Origin of the sequence: Paenibacillus soyae (assembly GCF_024623455.1) — a bacterium.
GTDB lineage: Bacteria > Bacillota > Bacilli > Paenibacillales > Paenibacillaceae > Pristimantibacillus > Pristimantibacillus soyae.
The window spans coordinates 57670-76212 of the sequence record NZ_JANIPJ010000020.1 but is presented as its reverse complement, the minus strand read 5'-3'; the positions used below and the strand labels follow the sequence as shown (position 1 = coordinate 76212).

14 protein-coding genes are annotated in these 18543 nt (G+C 55.7%); all 14 read left to right on the top strand.

Going from position 1 to position 18543, the window contains the following annotated elements:
- The first annotated feature begins 93 nt into the window (after positions 1-93).
- The 14 genes from NQZ67_RS23405 to NQZ67_RS23340 all read left to right on the top strand — a co-directional run bounded on the left by NQZ67_RS23405 (position 94) and on the right by NQZ67_RS23340 (position 18524).
- Complete coding sequence (locus NQZ67_RS23405; protein ID WP_257450706.1) at positions 94-3003, top strand: extracellular solute-binding protein; 2910 nt, start codon at positions 94-96, stop codon at positions 3001-3003.
- Positions 3004-3018: 15 nt separating this feature from the next.
- Positions 3019-3975, top strand: a complete 957-nt coding sequence (locus tag NQZ67_RS23400; RefSeq protein WP_371825350.1) for a carbohydrate ABC transporter permease — start codon at positions 3019-3021, stop codon at positions 3973-3975.
- Positions 3976-3989: 14 nt separating this feature from the next.
- Positions 3990-4853, top strand: a complete 864-nt coding sequence (locus NQZ67_RS23395; protein ID WP_257450778.1) for a carbohydrate ABC transporter permease — start codon at positions 3990-3992, stop codon at positions 4851-4853.
- Between the two features lie 15 nt (positions 4854-4868).
- Positions 4869-6332 (top strand): hypothetical protein, encoded by a 1464-nt coding sequence (locus NQZ67_RS23390; protein ID WP_257450704.1) that lies wholly within the window; start codon positions 4869-4871, stop codon positions 6330-6332.
- On the top strand, positions 6325-6951 hold the full coding sequence (locus tag NQZ67_RS23385; protein WP_257450701.1) for a YIP1 family protein: 627 nt from the start codon (positions 6325-6327) through the stop codon (positions 6949-6951). Before NQZ67_RS23390 ends, NQZ67_RS23385 begins: the two co-directional genes overlap by 8 nt.
- Positions 6952-6966: 15 nt before the next feature.
- Complete coding sequence (locus tag NQZ67_RS23380; RefSeq protein WP_257450699.1) at positions 6967-9528, top strand: DUF5696 domain-containing protein; 2562 nt, start codon at positions 6967-6969, stop codon at positions 9526-9528.
- Complete coding sequence (locus NQZ67_RS23375; RefSeq protein ID WP_257450697.1) at positions 9525-10436, top strand: carbohydrate ABC transporter permease; 912 nt, start codon at positions 9525-9527, stop codon at positions 10434-10436. The genes NQZ67_RS23380 and NQZ67_RS23375 overlap by 4 nt, the downstream gene beginning before the upstream one ends.
- Positions 10437-10452: 16 nt before the next feature.
- The gene (locus tag NQZ67_RS23370; protein WP_257450695.1) at positions 10453-11400 is read left to right on the top strand and encodes a carbohydrate ABC transporter permease; all 948 of its coding nucleotides are present in this window, start codon (positions 10453-10455) and stop codon (positions 11398-11400) included.
- Positions 11401-11511: 111 nt separating this feature from the next.
- Positions 11512-12783 (top strand): endo-1,4-beta-xylanase, encoded by a 1272-nt coding sequence (locus tag NQZ67_RS23365; RefSeq protein ID WP_257450693.1) that lies wholly within the window; start codon positions 11512-11514, stop codon positions 12781-12783.
- Positions 12784-12796: 13 nt separating this feature from the next.
- Positions 12797-14989, top strand: a complete 2193-nt coding sequence (locus NQZ67_RS23360) for an ABC transporter ATP-binding protein (RefSeq protein WP_257450690.1) — start codon at positions 12797-12799, stop codon at positions 14987-14989.
- Positions 14989-15486: a DUF1854 domain-containing protein gene (locus NQZ67_RS23355; protein WP_257450689.1), complete on the top strand. Its 498-nt coding sequence runs from the start codon at positions 14989-14991 to the stop codon at positions 15484-15486. The genes NQZ67_RS23360 and NQZ67_RS23355 overlap by 1 nt, the downstream gene beginning before the upstream one ends.
- A 30-nt stretch (positions 15487-15516) precedes the next feature.
- Positions 15517-17037 carry a glycoside hydrolase family 43 protein gene (locus tag NQZ67_RS23350; protein WP_257450687.1) on the top strand — a complete coding sequence of 507 codons (1521 nt, stop codon included), beginning with the start codon at positions 15517-15519 and terminating at the stop codon, positions 17035-17037.
- Positions 17038-17059: 22 nt separating this feature from the next.
- A complete protein-coding gene (locus NQZ67_RS23345) occupies positions 17060-17599 on the top strand; it encodes a GNAT family N-acetyltransferase (protein ID WP_257450685.1) in 540 nt (179 codons plus the stop codon).
- 160 nt (positions 17600-17759) lie between these two features.
- Entirely contained in the window at positions 17760-18524 is a 765-nt protein-coding gene (locus NQZ67_RS23340) for a helix-turn-helix domain-containing protein (RefSeq protein ID WP_257450683.1), read from the top strand.
- The last annotated feature ends 19 nt before the right edge of the window (positions 18525-18543 follow it).

Genomic DNA, 18543 nt, shown 5'->3' with positions numbered 1-18543 from the left:
GATTACGAGCATCGGCAGCCCCCTTGTAGAGCCTCTTCTATAAAGGGGCTGCCGATAAATTTGTATACGTCTTGCAGCTGGAGGGGAGAAACGTTGAGCAACAGAAAGAAGAGAGTGTCCATCGCGTTGCTGGCTCTTGCGGTATGCGCGGCGTCCTTATGGGCGTTCTATCCGTCAAGCTCGACCACGGGCGGCGGCGAGGTTCAAGCGATGGCTGATTTCGAAGCCGTTACCGATTCGTCCGAGGATACAGGCTACGACGCGTATTTAAACCGGTATGCGAGCGAGGCTAGGCCGGATAAGGTTATCCGGATTGAAGGCGAGAATTACGCCGAGGCCGAGGGCGGAAGCTTTGAAGTCGAGAATCAGCCGCACGGCCTGGACGGTGCAGCCGTAATGACTCCCGAGACGGGGACAATCGCTTGGGACGTACCGGTTGATCAGGCAGGCTTATACAACGTGCGCATACACTATTATCCGATTGAAGGCAAAAGCTCGGCTATCGAAAGACAATTCGCGATCAACGGCGAAATTCCGTTCGATGGAGCCGACATCCTCCTGTTCGACCGCGTCTGGGGCAATAAGCTCGAGGAGATTCAGCGCGACGACAGGGGCAATGATCTTCGCCCAAGACAAGTAGAGAAGCCCGACTGGCAGCTGGCTTCCTTCATTGACCGATACGGTTATTATGACGATGCCTATTCTTTTCATTTCGAGAGCGGGACGCAGAGGATCACGCTAACGTCGCTCCGGGAACCGATGGCGATTGATTATATCGAGCTGTATCAGCAGAAGCAGCCGAAAAGCTATGAACAACTGAAGAGCGAGTATTCGAATGGCGGAGTCCAGCCTGCAGGAGATCAGTTTCTGCTGATTCAGGCGGAAGATGCGGTGTACAAGTCATCTCCGACCTTATCTCCGATATCCGACAGGTCCAGTCCGACCGTTATTCCATATGACGTATCCAAAATCCGCATTAATTCCATCGGTGGGCTGAATTGGAAGCTGCCCGGCCAATGGATCGAATGGGAATTCGAAGCTCCGGAGGACGGCTTATACCAAATCGCGTTCAAGGAGAAGCAGAATCAACTGCGCGGCGTCTATGCGACGCGAAACCTTACGATCGACGGCGAATATCCGTTCGAAGAGATGAAACGGATCCGCTTCAACTTCCATCGCGATTGGCAGATGAACGTGCTGGGCGGGGAAGAACCGTATTTGTTCCACCTGACCGAAGGGAAGCACCGCATTCGGATGACGGTGTCGCTCGGCGAGATCGCTCCGCTGCTGCGGACGATTGAATCCAGCGTGCTTCAGCTTAACGAGATGTACAGGAAGATTCTCATGATTACATCGAATACGCCCGATCCGTATCGCGATTATCAGCTGGAGAAGCGGATTCCGGACATGGTTGAGGTATTCAAGGAGCAAGCGGAGACGATCCAAAGCGTGGCGGATTATCTCGAGCAGGCCACCGGGGAGAAGAGCGACAAGGTTGCCGTCCTGCATTCGATGGTGCATCAGCTGAAGGAGATGGCGCAATATCCGGAGACCGTGGCGAAGCGGCTCAACTCCTACAAAATCAACGTCGGCGGGCTAGGCACGTGGATCCTGACGGTGCGCGAGCAGCCGCTGTCTCTCGATTATCTCGCGATATCCTCGCCGGGCTACGATCTGCCGAGAGCGGAAGCCACCTTCTTCGAGGAAGCGAAGCACGAGCTCGGCGCCTATGTCGCCTCCTACACGGAGGATTACGACAGTATCGGCAATACGTCGGAGAGCAACCGCTCCATCGACGTGTGGATTACGACGGGCAGGGATCAGGCTCAAGTGTTGAAAGCGCTGATCGACGATTCCTTCACGCCTGAGACGGGCATATCCGTGAGGCTGCGCCTCGTCCCGGCGAATATCCTGCTTCCCGCCACGCTTGCGGGCGAAGGACCGGATATCGCCATGCAGATCGGCGAAGACGTGCCCGTCAATTACGCCATGAGGGGGGCGGCCGCGGATCTGACGCAGTTCGAGGATTATGAGGAAGTGGCGGGACGATTCCGTGACAGCGGACTTGAACCGTACAAGTACGATGAAGGCGTCTACGCGCTTCCCGAGCAGCAGATCTTCCCGATGCTGTTCTACCGCAAGGATATTCTGGAGGAGCTTGGCCTGACGCCTCCGAAATCGTGGACGGATGTTTACAACATGATTTCGGTTCTTCAGAAGCATAATATGGAGTTTTATTTGCCGCTCGAGGCGACCAACGCCGTTCCGAACGCGACTCTAGTTCCGAACGCGACGTTCTCCATGCTGCTGTATCAGAACGGCGGCGATTTCTACCGGGAGGACGGCATGGAAAGCGCGCTTAACTCCGACATCTCGATGGAAGCGTTCAAGAGATGGACACAGTTCTATACCAGCTACAAATTTCCGCTGCAAGCGGATTTCCCGAACCGGTTCCGGACGGGAGAGATGCCGATCGGCATCGCGGATTATACGACCTATAACATGCTGACGGTCATGGCTCCGGAGATCAAGGGGCTGTGGGATTTCACGATCGTGCCGGGCACGGTGCTGGCGGACGGGTCGATCAATCATGAAGTCGCCAGCCACACGACCGCGGTCATGATGCTCGACAACGCCGAAGACAAGGCATCCGCGTGGACGTTCATGAAATGGTGGACGGACAAGGAAACGCAGATCGCTTACGGCCGCGAGATGGAAGGGCTGATGGGCGAAGCGGCGCGTTATCCGACGGCGAACATCGAAGCGCTCGAAGAGCTGCCTTGGCCGGTCAAGGACTATAACAATCTGGATAACCAATGGGGCTGGGTCCAAGGCATTCCGCAGGTGCCCGGTGGTTATTTCACGGGCAGGCATCTGGACAACGCCTTCCGGAAGGTCGTCAACGCCAACGAGAATCCGCGCGAAGCGCTCTCGGACTATATTCTCTATATTAACGACGAGATCGATATCAAGCGGAAGGAATTCAATTTACCGTACGAGTAAGGGGGTGGGGAGAAGGTGCAAGCGGAAACAAACGTACAGCCTGCGAAGGACGCCATTCGTCCGGCGCGGGAATCCAGGCTCGCCCGCATCGGCAAAGAATTAAACCGCAGCAAGCACTATTACTTGCTGATGAGTCCTTATATGATCATCTTTTTCCTGTTCACCGTCATTCCGGTCGCGCTGTCGCTCGGCCTTAGCTTCTTCTACTTCAACATGCTCGAATTCCCGCGGTTCGTGGGCTGGCAGAACTATTCGAGACTGTTCCTGAACGACGACATCTTCATGATTGCTTTGAAGAATACGCTGATGTTCGCGGTCATTACCGGGCCGATCAGCTATCTGGCCTGCTTCGTGTTCGCGTGGATTATTAACGAGCTGCAGCCTAAAGTTAGGGCTTTCATGACTCTTATCTTCTACGCGCCGTCCATCTCGGGCAACGTGTTCTTCATCTGGCTCATCGTCTTCTCGGGGGACAGCTACGGCTACCTGAACGGCTTCCTCATGAAGGCCGGGTTTATTCTTGAGCCCATTCAGTGGCTGGTGAATGAGAAGTACATTCTTCCGATCGTCATGCTCGTGCAGCTCTGGCTCAGCCTGGGCACCAGCTTCCTGGCGTTCATCGCGGGCTTGCAAACGATCGACAGAACGTTAATCGAAGCGGGCGCCGTGGACGGCATCAAAAACCGCTGGCAGGAGCTATGGTTCATCACGCTGCCTTCCATGAGGCCGCAGCTGATGTTCGGCGCCGTCATGCAGATTACGGCCTCGTTCGCGGTAGCGGACATCTCTATCGCGCTTGCGGGCTTCCCGAGCGTAAACTACGCGGCGCACACGGTTGTAACGCATCTCATGGATTTCGGTACCATCCGCTTCGAGATGGGTTACGCGTCCGCGATCGCGACCGTGCTGTTCTTCCTCATGATCGGCTCGAACAAGCTGACGCAGAAGCTGCTCAGAAAGGTAGGGGAATAACCGTGGTGATCAAAATGATGGCGGCTTTCCGAACGCCAAAAAAGCTCAACCGTTCCTTCACCGTCAGCTTCATGCTGTTCGCGCTCCTTGCCTTGTTCGGCGCTTTCATGGCGCTGCCGCTCATTTACGCGGTGAACAACGCGTTTAAGCCGCTTGACGAACTGTTTATATTTCCGCCGCGTTTTTTCGTCGTCAATCCGACGCTCGAGAACTTCTACGACTTGTTCGCTCTGATGGGAAATTCTTGGGTGCCGCTGACGCGTTATATCGCCAACACGCTGCTCATCACGCTCCTCGGTACGGCGGGGCATATCCTGCTCGCGTCGGCCGCGGCTTATCCGCTCGCGAAGTACCGGTTCTACGGATCGACGGCGCTGTTCTCCATCGTCGTGCTGTCGCTTATGTTCTCGCCGCATGTGACGGCGATTCCGAACTACATGGTCATGTCGTGGCTGGGCTGGATCAATACGCATGCCTCCATCATCATCCCGTCGCTGGCGTTCCCTCTCGGCCTGTTCCTCATGAAGCAATTCATGGAGCAGATCCCGGACGCGCTTCTCGAGGCCGCCAAGATTGACGGGGCAAGCGAATATCGGATCTACTGGAGCATTGTCATGCCGAACGTGAAGCCGGCCTGGCTGACGCTGATGATTCTGCAGTTCCCGATGCTTTGGGGCTCGGACGGAGGCAACTTTATTTATAGCGAGAACCTGAAGACGCTCCATTACGCGCTGGGGCAAATTACGCTCGGAGGCATAGCCAGAGCCGGCGTCGGCGCGGCAGTCGCGCTGATTCTGATGATCGTTCCGATCACGCTCTTCGTGATCTCCCAGAGCAGCGTCATGCAGACCATGGCGACTTCAGGGATGAAGGATTAGAAGGGAGACGGCACGATGTTGAAGAGCATTCTGAAAGGAAAAGCGCTGCTCCTGCTCGGGATCTGCTGTCTGCTCGGCACGACGCTTGGCGGCGCGGCGGCTTATGCCGAAGGCGAGGGAGCCTCGTATAACTATTCGTTCTGGGGGAGGACCGTTACATCGCCCGCGGCCTACCAAGCGACGAGCCTATACAGCGGCGTCGATCTGGGAGTGGGCGCCTTCAAAGAACCCAGCGATCTGCATGTGGCGGCGGACAACCGGATTTACGTGCTGGATTCAGGCAATAACCGGGTCGTCATTCTGGATGAGCAGTTTAAGGCTGTTCAAGTCATCGATTCTTTCGTTCGGGACGGGCAAGCAGATACGTTCGCGAATCCTCAAGGCCTGTTCGTCACGGACAAGAACGAGATCCTTATCGCCGATACGGGACATAACCGGGTTGTCCATCTGAACGCGGAGCACGAATGGGTGAAGACGATCGAGGCGCCGGAATCCGATCTGCTGCAGGCGAACTTCCAGTTCCAGCCCGTCCGCGTCGTCATGGATAAAGCCCAGCGCACGTACGTCATGTCGACCGGCGTGTTCGATGGCTTCATGGAATTTAACGCGCAGGGCGATTTCACCTCCTTCATCGGGGCGAACCGCGTATACGTCGATCCCGTCGAATATTTCTGGAAGCGGATCTCGACGCAGGCCCAGCGCAGCCAGATGATCATGTTCACGCCGACGGAATTCACGAACCTCGATATCGACGGAGAAGGGTTCCTCTACGCGACGAACGGGGATCAGTTCGGCGATAACATTAAGAAGCTGAACGCGCAGGGCAACGATATTCTGCGGCGCACAGGCTATTTCAGTCCGCAGGGCGACATCCGTTACACGGTCGACACCGGCCCGTCCAGACTCATCGATATCGATATCGGGGACAGCGACATGTATTCCGTGCTCGACTCCAAGCGCGGACGCGTCTTCACGTACAACGGAGACGGCCATTTCATGTACGTGTTCGGCGGACTTGGCAACCTGCTGGGCGAGTTCAAGACGCCAACGGCCATTGAACGCGTCGGAGACGATTTCATCGTGCTGGACAAAGCGCTTGGCGAAATTACGGTATTCCGGACGACGGCATACGGCCGCACGCTTAATGAAGCCGTACGAAGCTATTATCGGGGCGATGAACAGAAAGCCTACGAATTGTTCAACGAAACGATTAACATGAACGCGAATTTGGAATTCGCTTATGCCGGGATCGGCAAGGCGCTGCTTCGCCAAGGCGATTACGAGGAAGCGATGAAGCATTTCAAGAGAAGCATGGATCAGAGTCATTATTCCAAGGCGTTTCTGCTTTATCGCAAGGAAGTGCTGAGGCAATATTTCCCCGTCATCATGACGACGGTCGTCGGGGTTGCGGCAATCTGGCTGGCAATTGTCGCCTATCGGAAATCGGTGAGGAGAAGAAGGGGTGTGTCCTTTGAATAAAGAGCTTGTAAGGTTCCCGTTCCACCTCATTGTCCATCCGTTCAACGGCTATTGGGATTTAAAATACGACCGAAGCCAGAAATTCAATTTGATCGTCTCCTTCGCGATCCTGTTCCTGCTCGCGGTCTCGAACATTTTGGGCGCGCAGTACAGCGGTTTTCTGGTGAATCTGTATAACCCGAACGAGATGAACAGTCTGCTGGAAGTCGTGTACGTTGTCGTGCCGGTTCTGTTCTGGTGCGTCGCCAACTGGTCTTTGACCACGCTCTTGGACGGGGAAGGAAAGTTCGTGGAAATTTTCACGTCGACTTGTTACGCCTTGATTCCGCTGGTCGTGATTAACGTCCCGTGGATATGGCTCAGCAACGTGATTTCGCTTCAGGAAACCTCTTTTTATTATTTTTCGAATACGGCAGCCATCATTTGGTTCCTGTTCCTGCTCTTCGTGGGCAATATGACGGTGCACCAGTTCTCGGCCGGGAAGACGCTTGGCATTATGGCGCTGACCGTCGTGGCGATGGGCTTCATGGCGTTTATCGGATTATTGTTCTTCAGTCTGGTGCAGCAAATCGTCGCATTCATATCCGTCATCTATCAAGAACTGGTGATGAGGAGCTAGGAAGGGGGAGGAGAGATGACCATCAACGCAAGAAACATAATGCTTGGAGCTTGCCTGCTGCTAAGTCTGCTCGCGGCCGGCTGCTCGGACCGTTCGGATTCCGGGAATGCGGCAGCCGCAGACGAGCCGGCGGTTACGGCGTTCGAACAGGGCAAGCCGCTCGCCGCCGCCTTCACGGATTCCAGGGTCGCCGGTATGAAGGGCGTAGCCGAGAATGACGCGCTCAGGCTGCTGGCAGACGATCAGACGGGAGCGGTGGCCGTCGTTCATAAAGCCAGCGGGCAAATCTGGACCAGCAATCCGGTCGATCGCGATACCGACTCGCTAGCTGCCGGCGTCAATAAGAGCGAGCTGTCCGCTCAGCTCAAGCTTCAATTCTATAACTCGTTCGGACAGATTAATGCGGTCAATTCCTACACGGATGCCGTCATGCACAAACAGATCGGCTTCGAGTCCATTCCGAGCGGAATAAGGGTGAATTACCAATTCGGAACAAGCGCGAAGTCGGCGGAGGATATGCCGCAGAAGATGAGCGCCGAGCGCTTCGAAGCCCTGCTCGGCAAGCTGGACAAAGCGGGTCAGCGCGCCTTGATGTTCGTCTATACGCAAGACAAAGAAAGTCCCGTTTACGTCCGCAATGACGGAGCGCTGAAGGGACTCCAGCTCGAACGGGCGCTGAAGGCGTTCGAGGACGCGGGCTACAACGCAGACGAGCTGGCGATCGACATCGAAGAGAATAACTTAAACCAAACGAAGCCGGAGCCGCGATTGTTCTTCGCTTCCATTGAATATACGCTCGACGGAGACAGCCTTCTCGCGAAGGTTCCGGTGGACAGCATCCGGTATCCGGAGCAATATCCGGTGAATACGGTATCGCTGCTAAGCTACTTCGGAGCGGGAGGAACGGAAGAAGACGGCTCGATCCTCGTGCCGGACGGCTCGGGCGCGCTTATTCACTTCAACAACGGCAAAGTCCAATATCCGGCTTATCAGCAGCCGGTATACGGCTCCGACAAAACGATGGACCGCACCGAAGATGCGGTGACGACGCAAGAGATCCGGCTGCCCGTATTCGGCATCTTGAAGGAAGGCGGCGCGATGCTCGGCATTATTGAACAAGGAGCGTCCGCCGCGACCGTGAATGCCGATATCAGCGGCAAGGTCAACAGCTACAATTACGCATATCCAAGCTTCACCGTGTTGAACAAAGCGGACATGAGCCTGAACGCGAACGATCAGCAGCGCTCGATCCCGGCATTCCAGAAGAAGCCAATGTCGACCGATTTCGCGGTTCGTTACGCTTTCCTAAGCGAAGAGGATGCCAACTATAATGGCATGGCCCGTTACTATCAGCAGTATCTGCTCCGGAACGGCGGACTTCCCGAGCCGGCTCCGGCCGAACGGAAAACGGAAAACATGCCTTTCTATCTGCAGCTGATCGGCAGCATTTCCAAGCAGAAGCATTTTGCAGGCATTCCTTATCAAGCGCTGGAGCCGCTCACGACGTTCGAGCAAGCGGAGGATATCGTGAAGAAGCTGCAGCAGCTGGAGATTCGCGATATGAAGCTGAGATATTCGGGCTGGTTCAATGAAGGACTGGATCATGAGGTGCCCGATAACATCTCGGTCGACAAGGCGATCGGAGGCAGCAAGGGCATGAAGAACTTCGCGGCGTTCGCCAAGGAGCAGAACGTCACTCTGTATCCGGATGTTGCCGTCCTGATGGCCAATTCCGGCTCCGGATTTAACGAAGCGAAGGAAGCGGCCAGGACGCTGCGCGGCGATCCCGCAACGCTCTACCCTCTGGATCTGGCGCTGAACCGCCGCGACAGGAGCAAGAGTCCTTCCTATATCGTATCGCCCAAGACGGCAAGCGGTTATGTGGACAGCATGCTGGAGGATATGGCGAAGTATGGGACGGGAGGCATCTCGCTGCGCGATTTGGCCGATCAGCTGAACAGCGATTTCCGCAAGAGCAATCCGATCGACCGAGCGGAATCCGAGCGTCTGTCCGTGCAATCCCTTACCGAAATCAAGGAATCGGGCATGAGCTTGATGGCCGAAGGCGGGAACGCTTACGCCCTTCCATTCCTGACCGACATTACGAACGCCCCGATGTCGAGCAGCAAATTCAAGATCGAGGACGAAGAAATTCCGTTCTACCAAATGGTCGTGCGCGGATATGTCGATTACGCCGGCGCGCCGTACAACCTGTCCACGTATACCGACGTGATGCCGTACATTCTGAAATGTCTGGAATACGGAGCGGGCGTCTACTTCGAATGGATCTACGAGCCGAACTACAAGGTCAAGGATACGGATTACAACGATCTGTATGCCGTGAACTACGAGCTCTGGATCGACGATGCGGCGGAAATTTACCGCGAGGTCAACGCGATTCTGAAGAACGTCCGGCATGAGACGATCACGAATCACGAGAAGCTGGACGACGGCGTATTCCGCACGGAATACGGGAACGGCATGTTCATTATCGTGAATTACAACCGTTCCGCCGTTACCGTTGACGGACGGACGATCGAGGCCGAGAGCTATGTGACGGGTGGTGTGCAGTCATGAAATCCTTACTAAAGCTTGGGTTCAAGGAACGAACATACGCGCAGCAGAAAGCATTCTGGGGATTCCTCTATGTATTGCCGTGGCTGCTCGGATTCATCTTCTTCTTCCTCATTCCGCTGCTGACGTCCTTAAGGTACAGCTTCAGCAAGATAGAAGCGAAATCGAGCGGGATCCTGATTACGTCCACTGGCTGGAAAAATTATGTCGAAGCGCTGACCGTCAACACGAGCTTTAACCGCACGCTGACGGAAGCCATCGTCAACATGGTCGTCAATGTGCCGCTCATCGTGATCTTCAGCTTGTTCCTGGCGGTCCTGCTCAATCAGAAATTCGTGGGACGTTCGGTTGCCCGGTCGATCTTCTTCCTGCCGGTCATCCTCGCTTCCGGCGTTATTATGAGTCTAGAGAGCTCAAGCCTGGTTCAGGCGATTAACGACCAGAACGAGAGCTCGGGCATCCTAAGCGGGTTCGGCAGCTTCGAGCTTGCAAGGATGATGCTGCAAGCCGGCGTCAGCGAGACGATCGTCAATTATTTGACGGGGGCCGTCGATCGGATCTATCAGATCGTCAGCCAATCCGGGGTACAGATTCTGATCTTCCTGGCGGGCATACAGACGATATCGCCCCAGTTGTACGAAGCATCGAAGATCGAAGGGGCAACGGGCTATGAGGCCTTCTGGAAAATCACGTTTCCGATGGTCAGTCCGCTCATTCTGGTCAATATGATATACACCATTATCGATTCCTTCTCGAACAACACGCTGACGCAGCTGATCCGAGATACGGGCTTCGTTAACTTTAATTTCGGGCTGAGCTCGGCGATGGCTTGGATTTATTTCGTCGCGATCGCCGTTATCCTGCTCATCAGCACGTATCTTGTATCCCGGAAAGTCTTTTATCACGAATAGGAAGAAGGTGCAAGCGATGTTCCTTGCGCGATTGTTTTCGATTGAAAGCTGGAAGAGGTGGCTATGGACGATCGTGCGGCTGACGCTGATTGCCGGTCTGTCGTTCGTCATCCTGTACCCGATCCTGCAGAAAATATCGACGGCTATCAAGCATCAGACCGATCTGTATTCGCCGATCGTCATCTGGATCCCCGAGACGTTCACGCTGGATAACTTCCGGAACGCGATCGAGATTATGGATTATTGGGAGACGCTGCTTAATACATTCGGCTTATCGGCGATGACGACGATTCTGACCGCGCTGTCCTGCGCGTTTGCCGGCTACGGCTTCGCCAGGCTGAAGTTCAAGGGCAGCAACCTGCTGTTCGCGGGAGTTATCCTGACCATACTGGTGCCGCCGACAACGATATTGATTCCGATCTATTTGAATCTGAAGGATTTTACGTTGATGGGCATTGTTCCTTTGCTTACCGGCAAACCCGTCAACCTGCTGAATTCGTATTGGCCGTTCATCCTTACGTCCCTGACGGCGAATTCGCTCAAGGCCGGACTGTACATCTTCATATTCCGCCAGTTTTTCAGAGGCATTCCGAAGGAAGTGGAGGAAGCGGCATACATCGACGGCGCCGGCGTGGGTACGACGTTCACCCGGATCATGCTGCCGAACGCGATTCCGGCCATCATCACGACAACGCTGTTCTCGTTCGTCTGGCAGTGGAATGACAGCTTCTTCACGACGACCTACCTGACTTCGAGCAAGGTCATGTCGACTCAATTATCGTCGCTGCCGTACAATCTGGCGATCGAGCTGTCGGGCGGGGACGCTTCCAAAGCCGATCCGTTCTATCTAAGCATGGTGCAGGACACGGGCATTCTGCTTGCGATCTTGCCGCTCATCATTATTTATTTGTTCGTTCAGCGTTACTTCGTCGAAAGTATCGAGCGGACGGGTATCGTCGGTTAGAAAAAAGAATAAAGACGGAAGGAAAGCGCCTTGCGATAGCCGAATTTATCGGCAAGGCGCTTCTTCTGTTGCACGAAGGGAGGAAATAAAATCCGGAAGCAGGGGATAAGCATGACTAGACAGAGAAAGAAATCCGTAAGAGCCGAATTTGCCATTATGACTTTCGCATTCATTTTTCTTGTGATCTTGTTAACGGGTTGTTCCAATTCGGGCAGAACTGCTGAATCGGAGGTGATTGCATCGCCGTCAGCAGAGCCTTCGTCCGAGACTTCCGAGAAACCTTCAGCCGAAGCATCGGCCACGCCTTCGCCGGTCCCGACTCCCGCGGAGCCGTCGGTACAGGCGGATATTCCATCGCTGGCGGAGACGTTCGCGGACAGCTTCCCGATCGGGGCGGCTATCGAGCCATTCCAGACGGAAGGCCTGAAGGCAGAGCTGCTGAAGAAGCATGTCAACCTGCTCGTTGCAGAGAACGTGATGAAGCCGGATGCGATCCAGCCTATGGAGGGGACGTTCAACTGGACGAACGCGGACCGGATCGTCGCCTTCGCGAAGGAGAACGGCATGGAGGTTCGCTTCCATACGCTGGTGTGGCATACGCAGGTAGGCGCTTGGTTCTTCAAGGATGCGGAAGGGAAACCGATGGCGGACGAGACCGATGCGGCGAAGCGCGAAGCGAACAAGAGGCTGCTGCTGGAGAGGCTCGATAACCATGTTCGGACGATCGTAGACAAATATAAGGACGACATTACATCCTGGGATGTCGTGAACGAGGTGATCGAGCCGGCCGATCCGGACGGGATGCGGGCCAGCGATTGGTACAAGATCACGGGAACCGATTACATCGCGACGGCCTTCCGGGCCGCGCGCGAGGCGGGCGGACCGGACATGAAGCTCTATATCAACGACTATGGCACGGACGATCCGCGCAAGCGCGACCTGCTGTATGAGCTTGTGAAGAAGCTGCTGGACGAGGGCGTACCTATCGACGGCGTCGGGCATCAGACGCACATCGACATACACGGCCCCTCTGTCGCCAATATCGTCGCGTCTATGCGCAAGTTCGCGGAGCTGGGCCTCGATAACCTCGTGACCGAGCTCGATATGAGCATTTATGCCTGGAATGACCGGAGGGACTACGGCGCGGATATTCCGGAGGACATTCTGGCGAAGCAGGCGGACCGGTACGGCGAGCTGTTCCAGGCTTTCCGGGACAATAAGGATATCCTGAGCGGCGTTGTCTTCTGGGGCATCGCGGACGATCATTCCTGGCTGGACGGCTTTCCGGTGAAGCGCACCAACGCGCCGCTCCTGTTCGACAGGCAATATCAGGCGAAGCCGGCGTTCTGGTCCGTGATCGGATCGCCGGAGAAATCAGAATGACGAGGAGGAACCCATGAGCATAATGGATCAGCTCCCGGAGAAATTCCGGAAGCAACTAACGTCCAAGCTGCTGCTCAGCTGCCGGACGGATCTGCTGCTGGACGGCAGCTTCGGGGAGCAATGGATCGTCGTAACGGAAGATACGATCTACATCTGGGAGCGGGACGATAAGCCGAAGAAGACATGGGCCGTACGCGAGCTGCGCGGAGCGAGAATCTCGGGAGGAATCGGCGGAGGCAAGCTGATCATCGATACCTCCAAGGGACCGATTGTGGCGGCCCGCTATACGGCCGCGCTTGCGTCCATGTTCGGGTTCGCGGCAAAGTTCATCGAAGCCCTTGCGAAAGAGGAAGCGCTGCCGGTCATCTCGGAACGGGACCTCCCAAGGTACTGTCCGACCTGCGAGCATCCGCTTGGCGAAGGGACGCAGGTATGCCAGTTCTGTATGAACAAGGGCAAGGCGGCCGCGAGGGTGCTGCGTTATGCCAGACCATACAAACGCCAGATGGCAACCGCGGCATTCCTGCTCATTCTGACAACGCTTATCGAACTGGTGCCTCCATACTTGACGAAGCTTATCATCGACGACGTCCTGCAGCCGAAGGCGGCAGGCTCCGCTTTGCTCGTCTTCGTGCTGGCGCTCGGCGTAACGACCGTTCTGATGGCGGTCATGCAGACCGTGCGGGGATACATCGGCATCTGGGTCGGCTCCAAGCTGATGGGTGACATTCGGAGCGATATATATGGCTCGCTCATGAGGCTGTCGCTCGCTTACTTCGACAGGCGGCAGACGTCCCAATTCATTGGACGCGTCAACAGCGACGCCGAATCGATGCGCCAGTTCCTGACGGACGGCGTCATCTATGTGACCGGAGAGCTGCTGCGCATCATCGCGATCTGCGCGATCATCTTCAGTCTGGACTGGCAGCTGTCCCTGCTCGCGCTGCTGCCCGTACCGTTCATGGTTATCGCTTCCGTGACGATCTGGCCGAAGGTCGGACGACGCTTGTATCAGCAGTGGCGGTCGATCTTCCGGCTGAACACGATGGTCGGCGAATCGATGCAGGGCATTCGCGTGGTGAAGGCTTTCGGACGAGAGAACGAAGAGATGTCCCGTTACGACGGAGCCAACCTGGAAGTCGTGCGGAATAACATTAAGACGGAAGGTCTCTGGCAGTTCATCTTCCCGGCGTTCCAGCTTATTGCCGGTATCGGAACGCTGCTCATCTGGTATTACGGCGGCGGCAAAGTGCTAGGCAATGAAATCCAGCTCGGGGTGCTTATGGCGCTGGTTGCCTATCTAGGCATGCTGTTCGGACCGCTGCAGTGGGTCAGCCAGATGATTAACTGGGCGAGCAACGCAATCGCGGCGGCCCATCGGATATTCGAAATCATGGATACGCCCTCCGAGGTGCCCGACGCCGAACGTCCGGCGGCGGTTGGCATGATCAAGGGCCGTGTCGATTTCGAGAACGTGACGTACGGCTACGAGAAGCATCATCCTGTGCTCAAGGACGTGAATCTTCGTGTGCAAGCCGGAGAGATGATCGGACTTGTCGGTCATTCCGGCGCGGGCAAGTCGACGTTCATTAATCTGCTCTGCCGATTCTACGATACGGACGAAGGCAGCATCCTAATAGATGGAGTGCCGATCCGGCAGATCAGCCAGCTCGAGCTTAGGCGGCAGATCGGCGTCGTGCTTCAGGAGACGTTCCTATTCGATGGCTCGATCGCTGATAATATCGCGTATTCCAAGCCCGACGCGAATCCGGAGGAAATTATGCGCGCAGCGAAGATCGCGAACGCGCATGATTTCATCGTCAGGCTCCCGGATGGCTACGATACGAGAGTCGGGGAGCGGGGACATAAGCTGTCGGGCGGCGAGAAGCAGCGCGTGGCGATTGCGCGGGCCATCATCCACGATCCTCGTATTCTCATCCTGGACGAAGCGACCGCGTCCGTCGATACGGAGACCGAGCGACAGATTCAGGAAGCGATCTCGAGACTGGTGCAGGGCAGAACGACCTTCGCCATTGCCCATCGCCTGTCGACGCTTCGGAATGCCAATCGTCTGGTCGTGCTTGACCGCGGCAAGATCGTCGAGGTCGGCACGCATGAGCAGCTGCTCGAGAAGCAGGATGGCGTCTACCGCAAGCTCGTGGACGCACAGCAGGAAATGTCGCAAATAAGGGGAGTGGGCGTGTAATGGAGGAGCGGTTCGATATCCGCCTGCTAGAGAAATCCGAAATCTCGCTCACGCGAAGCGAAGGCGGCGTGCTTCAAGGCGTCGTGAGCGGCAAGCATTATGAAGAGCTTATTGTGTACCGCTGCTTCCCGTTTCAATACGAAACGGCTTATATCTCGATCCGCGATGCCAAGGATGTCGAGCTTGGCATCGTCCGGGACATCGGCGAGCTCGACCCGGAGAGCGCGGCCGAGCTTGCGGGGGAATTGCAGCTTCGTTACTTCCTGCCGAAGGTGACGCGCGTCGACAGCGTTAAAAGCAAATCGGGGTTATGGCTGTGGGAGCTGCAGACTCATCTCGGCCCGACTCGAATGGCGATGAGGAATCTTCACGAGCATATTCAATATCCCGGCGGCAGCCGGATTATATTGACCGATATGAACGGCAAGCGCTGCGAGATTGCCGATTGGCAGGCGCTCGATCCGCATAGCCGGAAGCAGCTCGAAGAAATTGTATAGAATGAACAGCGAAAAGGAGCAGGAATGAACATGAATTATCGCAATCCCGTTATAAGCGGCTTTCATCCCGACCCGAGCGTCTGCCGGTATGGGGAGGACTATTATCTCGTGACAAGCTCGTTCGAATATTATCCCGGCGTGCCGCTCTTCCACAGCAAGGATCTTGTGAATTGGACGCAGCTCGGGCATGTGCTGACCCGTCCGGAGCAGCTCGATTTGAGCCGCGCGCCGAGCTCGGGCGGCATCTTCGCGCCGACGATCCGCGAGCGTAACGGAACGTTCTACATGGTGACGACGAACATCTCGGCCGGCGGCAACTTCTTCGTACATACGGATGATCCGCGGGGATCGTGGTCCGATCCGATCTTCGTCGATCATCCCGGCATCGACCCCGATCTATTCTTCGACGAGGACGGAACGGTGTATTTTACTTCGTCCGCGCACGGCGACCAAGGCCAGGGTATTTATCAGAGCAGGATCGATATCAATACGGGCAAGAGACTGTCCGAGCCCGCGTTCCTGTGGACGGGCACCGGCGGACAATATCCGGAGGCTCCTCATATCTATCGGATCGGAAGCTGGTATTACTTGATGATCGCGGAGGGCGGCACCGAATACGGCCATATGGAGACGATCGCCAGGAGCGAACGTCCGGAAGGTCCGTTCGAGCCTTGTCCGCTTAATCCAATTTTGACGCATCGCAGCCTGCTAAAGGAGATTCATGCGACGGGACACGCGGATCTCGTGCAGACGCCGGACGGCGACTGGTGGGCCGTATTCCTGGCGATCAGACCGCATGGCTATCCGAAGCGACATCATCTCGGCCGGGAGACGTTCCTCGCTCCGGTTACCTGGACGGAGGACGGCTGGCCGATCATCGGCGATAACGGCACGGTAAGCGAGACGATGTCCGCGGGCAAGCTTCCTCTTCAGGAGGGGGGCGTTATCCCGGTGCGCGACGATTTCGACGGTTCGACGCTTGCTCCCTGCTGGAGCTTCATGCGTTCATCGGACGCGGAGAAGTGGTCCTTGTCGGAGAGGGCAGGCAGCTTGACGCTTCGCGGATCGGCCGGCACCTTGAACGAGGTCGGCGCGCCTGCATTCGTCGGACGGAGGCAGCAGCACTTCGATTGCTCGGCATCCGCGCATCTCACGTTTGCCCCGCAGAGGGACGGCGAGGAAGCGGGACTGACCGTCTACATGAATGAACGGTTCCATTACGATATCGCGGTCACGAGAATCGCGGGCGAGAGGAAGATCATCTTCCGCAGAAGAATCGGTTCGCTGTGGAAGGTGGAGAACGAAGCGCCATGGTCCGGCGATTCCGTCATTCTGACGGTTCTGGCGGACAAGGGGCGTTACGCGTTCGGCATCTCAAGCGCGGCGCTCGAGGTTCCGTTTTGGTTCGGATATGGCGAAACTTCGCTGCTCTCTACCGAAGTGGCGGGCGGCTTCACGGGCGTCATGATCGCCATGTATGCGACGGGGAATGGCTCGAGGTCGGAGACGCCGGCGCATTTCGACTGGTTCGATTATGAAGCCGCGGAGTAAGCTTGCGGAGGAGGCTTAGGACATGTTCCCTATTCGACAAGCGAATGTTGAAGATCTGCCCTTTATCATACGGATCGATCTGGAAGATGAAGGGACTACTGCGTCAATGGCCGGCAACAAATCGGCCGAGGAATTAGATGAGCATCGGAAATCCATGGCATCTTTTCTCGCGTCCGCGGAGAAAGGTGCCTTTCTCTGCGATGCCCCCTTCTCTCATCATCCGATCGGGCTAATGATGTTTCGCATAAGGAACCGTGATCTCGTTCCCGAATATAGCATTTTGCGCCAGATCGACCGGAGCTTGTTTCCCGACCAAGGACAGCTGGTCGAAGTATTCCGATTGTGGGTAGATCGCAATTACCGGAAGCGCGGCATAGCGACTTTGTTGAAGCGCAGGCTAGAGCAGGAAGCGAAGAGAAGGGGAGTTCCTGTTATCTACTCCTATACGGAGGCTGCGAATATCGCCGTGATCCAAATGAATCAAAAGCTGGAATACAATGAGGTGTGGCGAGGTCCGATTTGGGATGGAGTCGTTCGCGTCGCGTTCGTCAAACATCTATAAGAACCAGAAAGAAGCAAAGTCTAATTCCGGAAGAGAGACGAAATTCAACCGTATAATGAATCTTTCAACCAGCAGTTGAAGGCTCTCCTTCGCCTCGATACTCGTCAAGAAGAAAACCCGGTATTGTAGAGCTATAACAAGTAGAGGAGGTTTTCTTCCAATGGCAGCATTAAGCGACATCGGAGTGAAAATAGCACAGCTGCGGAAATCCCGCGGCATGACGCAGGAGGAGCTAGGGAAACGCGTATCCGTTTCTGCCCAGGCCGTGTCGAAATGGGAAAACGGGGACTCCATGCCCGATCTGCCGCTCATCGTAGAGCTGGCGGGAGTTTTTGATTGTACGACGGACTATCTAGTAGGGCGGGGAGGGGGACTCGAGTCGCTGCTGCCCCAAATCCGCGAAACAATTGCTACGATGACGGCAGAACAAAAAATCGCGTTTCTTGGCGAGATTATAACTGCTACAGAAACGCCAGCGTCTCCAATAAGATCTGAAGGTCATCCCTCTCTCGTCCACATCCAACTGGGGCCGACCGGAATCGGTCTCTGGGCGAAGGATCGCTTGGTCTGCATCGTCACGACGACATTTCTACAGGAGGCGATTGACACGTTAGGGGAGGAAGCGGAATTCCCGCTAACCCTTCTGCCCGATGAAATTCGTTCGGTCTTGTTAGCCCTATTGCGCGATATGGATGATTTGAAGCCGGACTATGCGGTAGATGAAGAAAAGTTGCGATCTCTCCTGCCAATTATCGAAAACTTGGAAGAAGTCCTTACGGAATGCATAGAGCTCGGTTTTGTAGATCGGGTACGCGGTGGATACAGGCTAAACTTCAAAGCGGATCTAGCGGTACGGCTGTTAGCCATTATTCATCAATCGATTAACAAGATGGGTACGATGAATGTGACGGTAGGCAGACCCTAATCGGATAATTAATATATTG

What these genes read in the sequence shown, in the direction of transcription:
- NQZ67_RS23395 (WP_257450778.1), top strand. Translation starts at nt 3,990, where the DNA reads ATGATGGCGGCTTTCCGAACGCCAAAAAAGCTCAACCGTTCCTTCACC.
- NQZ67_RS23390 (WP_257450704.1), top strand. Translation starts at nt 4,869, where the DNA reads ATGTTGAAGAGCATTCTGAAAGGAAAAGCGCTGCTCCTGCTCGGGATC.
- NQZ67_RS23380 (WP_257450699.1), top strand. Translation starts at nt 6,967, where the DNA reads ATGACCATCAACGCAAGAAACATAATGCTTGGAGCTTGCCTGCTGCTA.
- NQZ67_RS23375 (WP_257450697.1), top strand. Translation starts at nt 9,525, where the DNA reads ATGAAATCCTTACTAAAGCTTGGGTTCAAGGAACGAACATACGCGCAG.
- NQZ67_RS23370 (WP_257450695.1), top strand. Translation starts at nt 10,453, where the DNA reads ATGTTCCTTGCGCGATTGTTTTCGATTGAAAGCTGGAAGAGGTGGCTA.
- NQZ67_RS23365 (WP_257450693.1), top strand. Translation starts at nt 11,512, where the DNA reads ATGACTAGACAGAGAAAGAAATCCGTAAGAGCCGAATTTGCCATTATG.
- NQZ67_RS23360 (WP_257450690.1), top strand. Translation starts at nt 12,797, where the DNA reads ATGAGCATAATGGATCAGCTCCCGGAGAAATTCCGGAAGCAACTAACG.
- NQZ67_RS23355 (WP_257450689.1), top strand. Translation starts at nt 14,989, where the DNA reads ATGGAGGAGCGGTTCGATATCCGCCTGCTAGAGAAATCCGAAATCTCG.
- NQZ67_RS23350 (WP_257450687.1), top strand. Translation starts at nt 15,517, where the DNA reads ATGAATTATCGCAATCCCGTTATAAGCGGCTTTCATCCCGACCCGAGC.
- NQZ67_RS23345 (WP_257450685.1), top strand. Translation starts at nt 17,060, where the DNA reads ATGTTCCCTATTCGACAAGCGAATGTTGAAGATCTGCCCTTTATCATA.
- NQZ67_RS23340 (WP_257450683.1), top strand. Translation starts at nt 17,760, where the DNA reads ATGGCAGCATTAAGCGACATCGGAGTGAAAATAGCACAGCTGCGGAAA.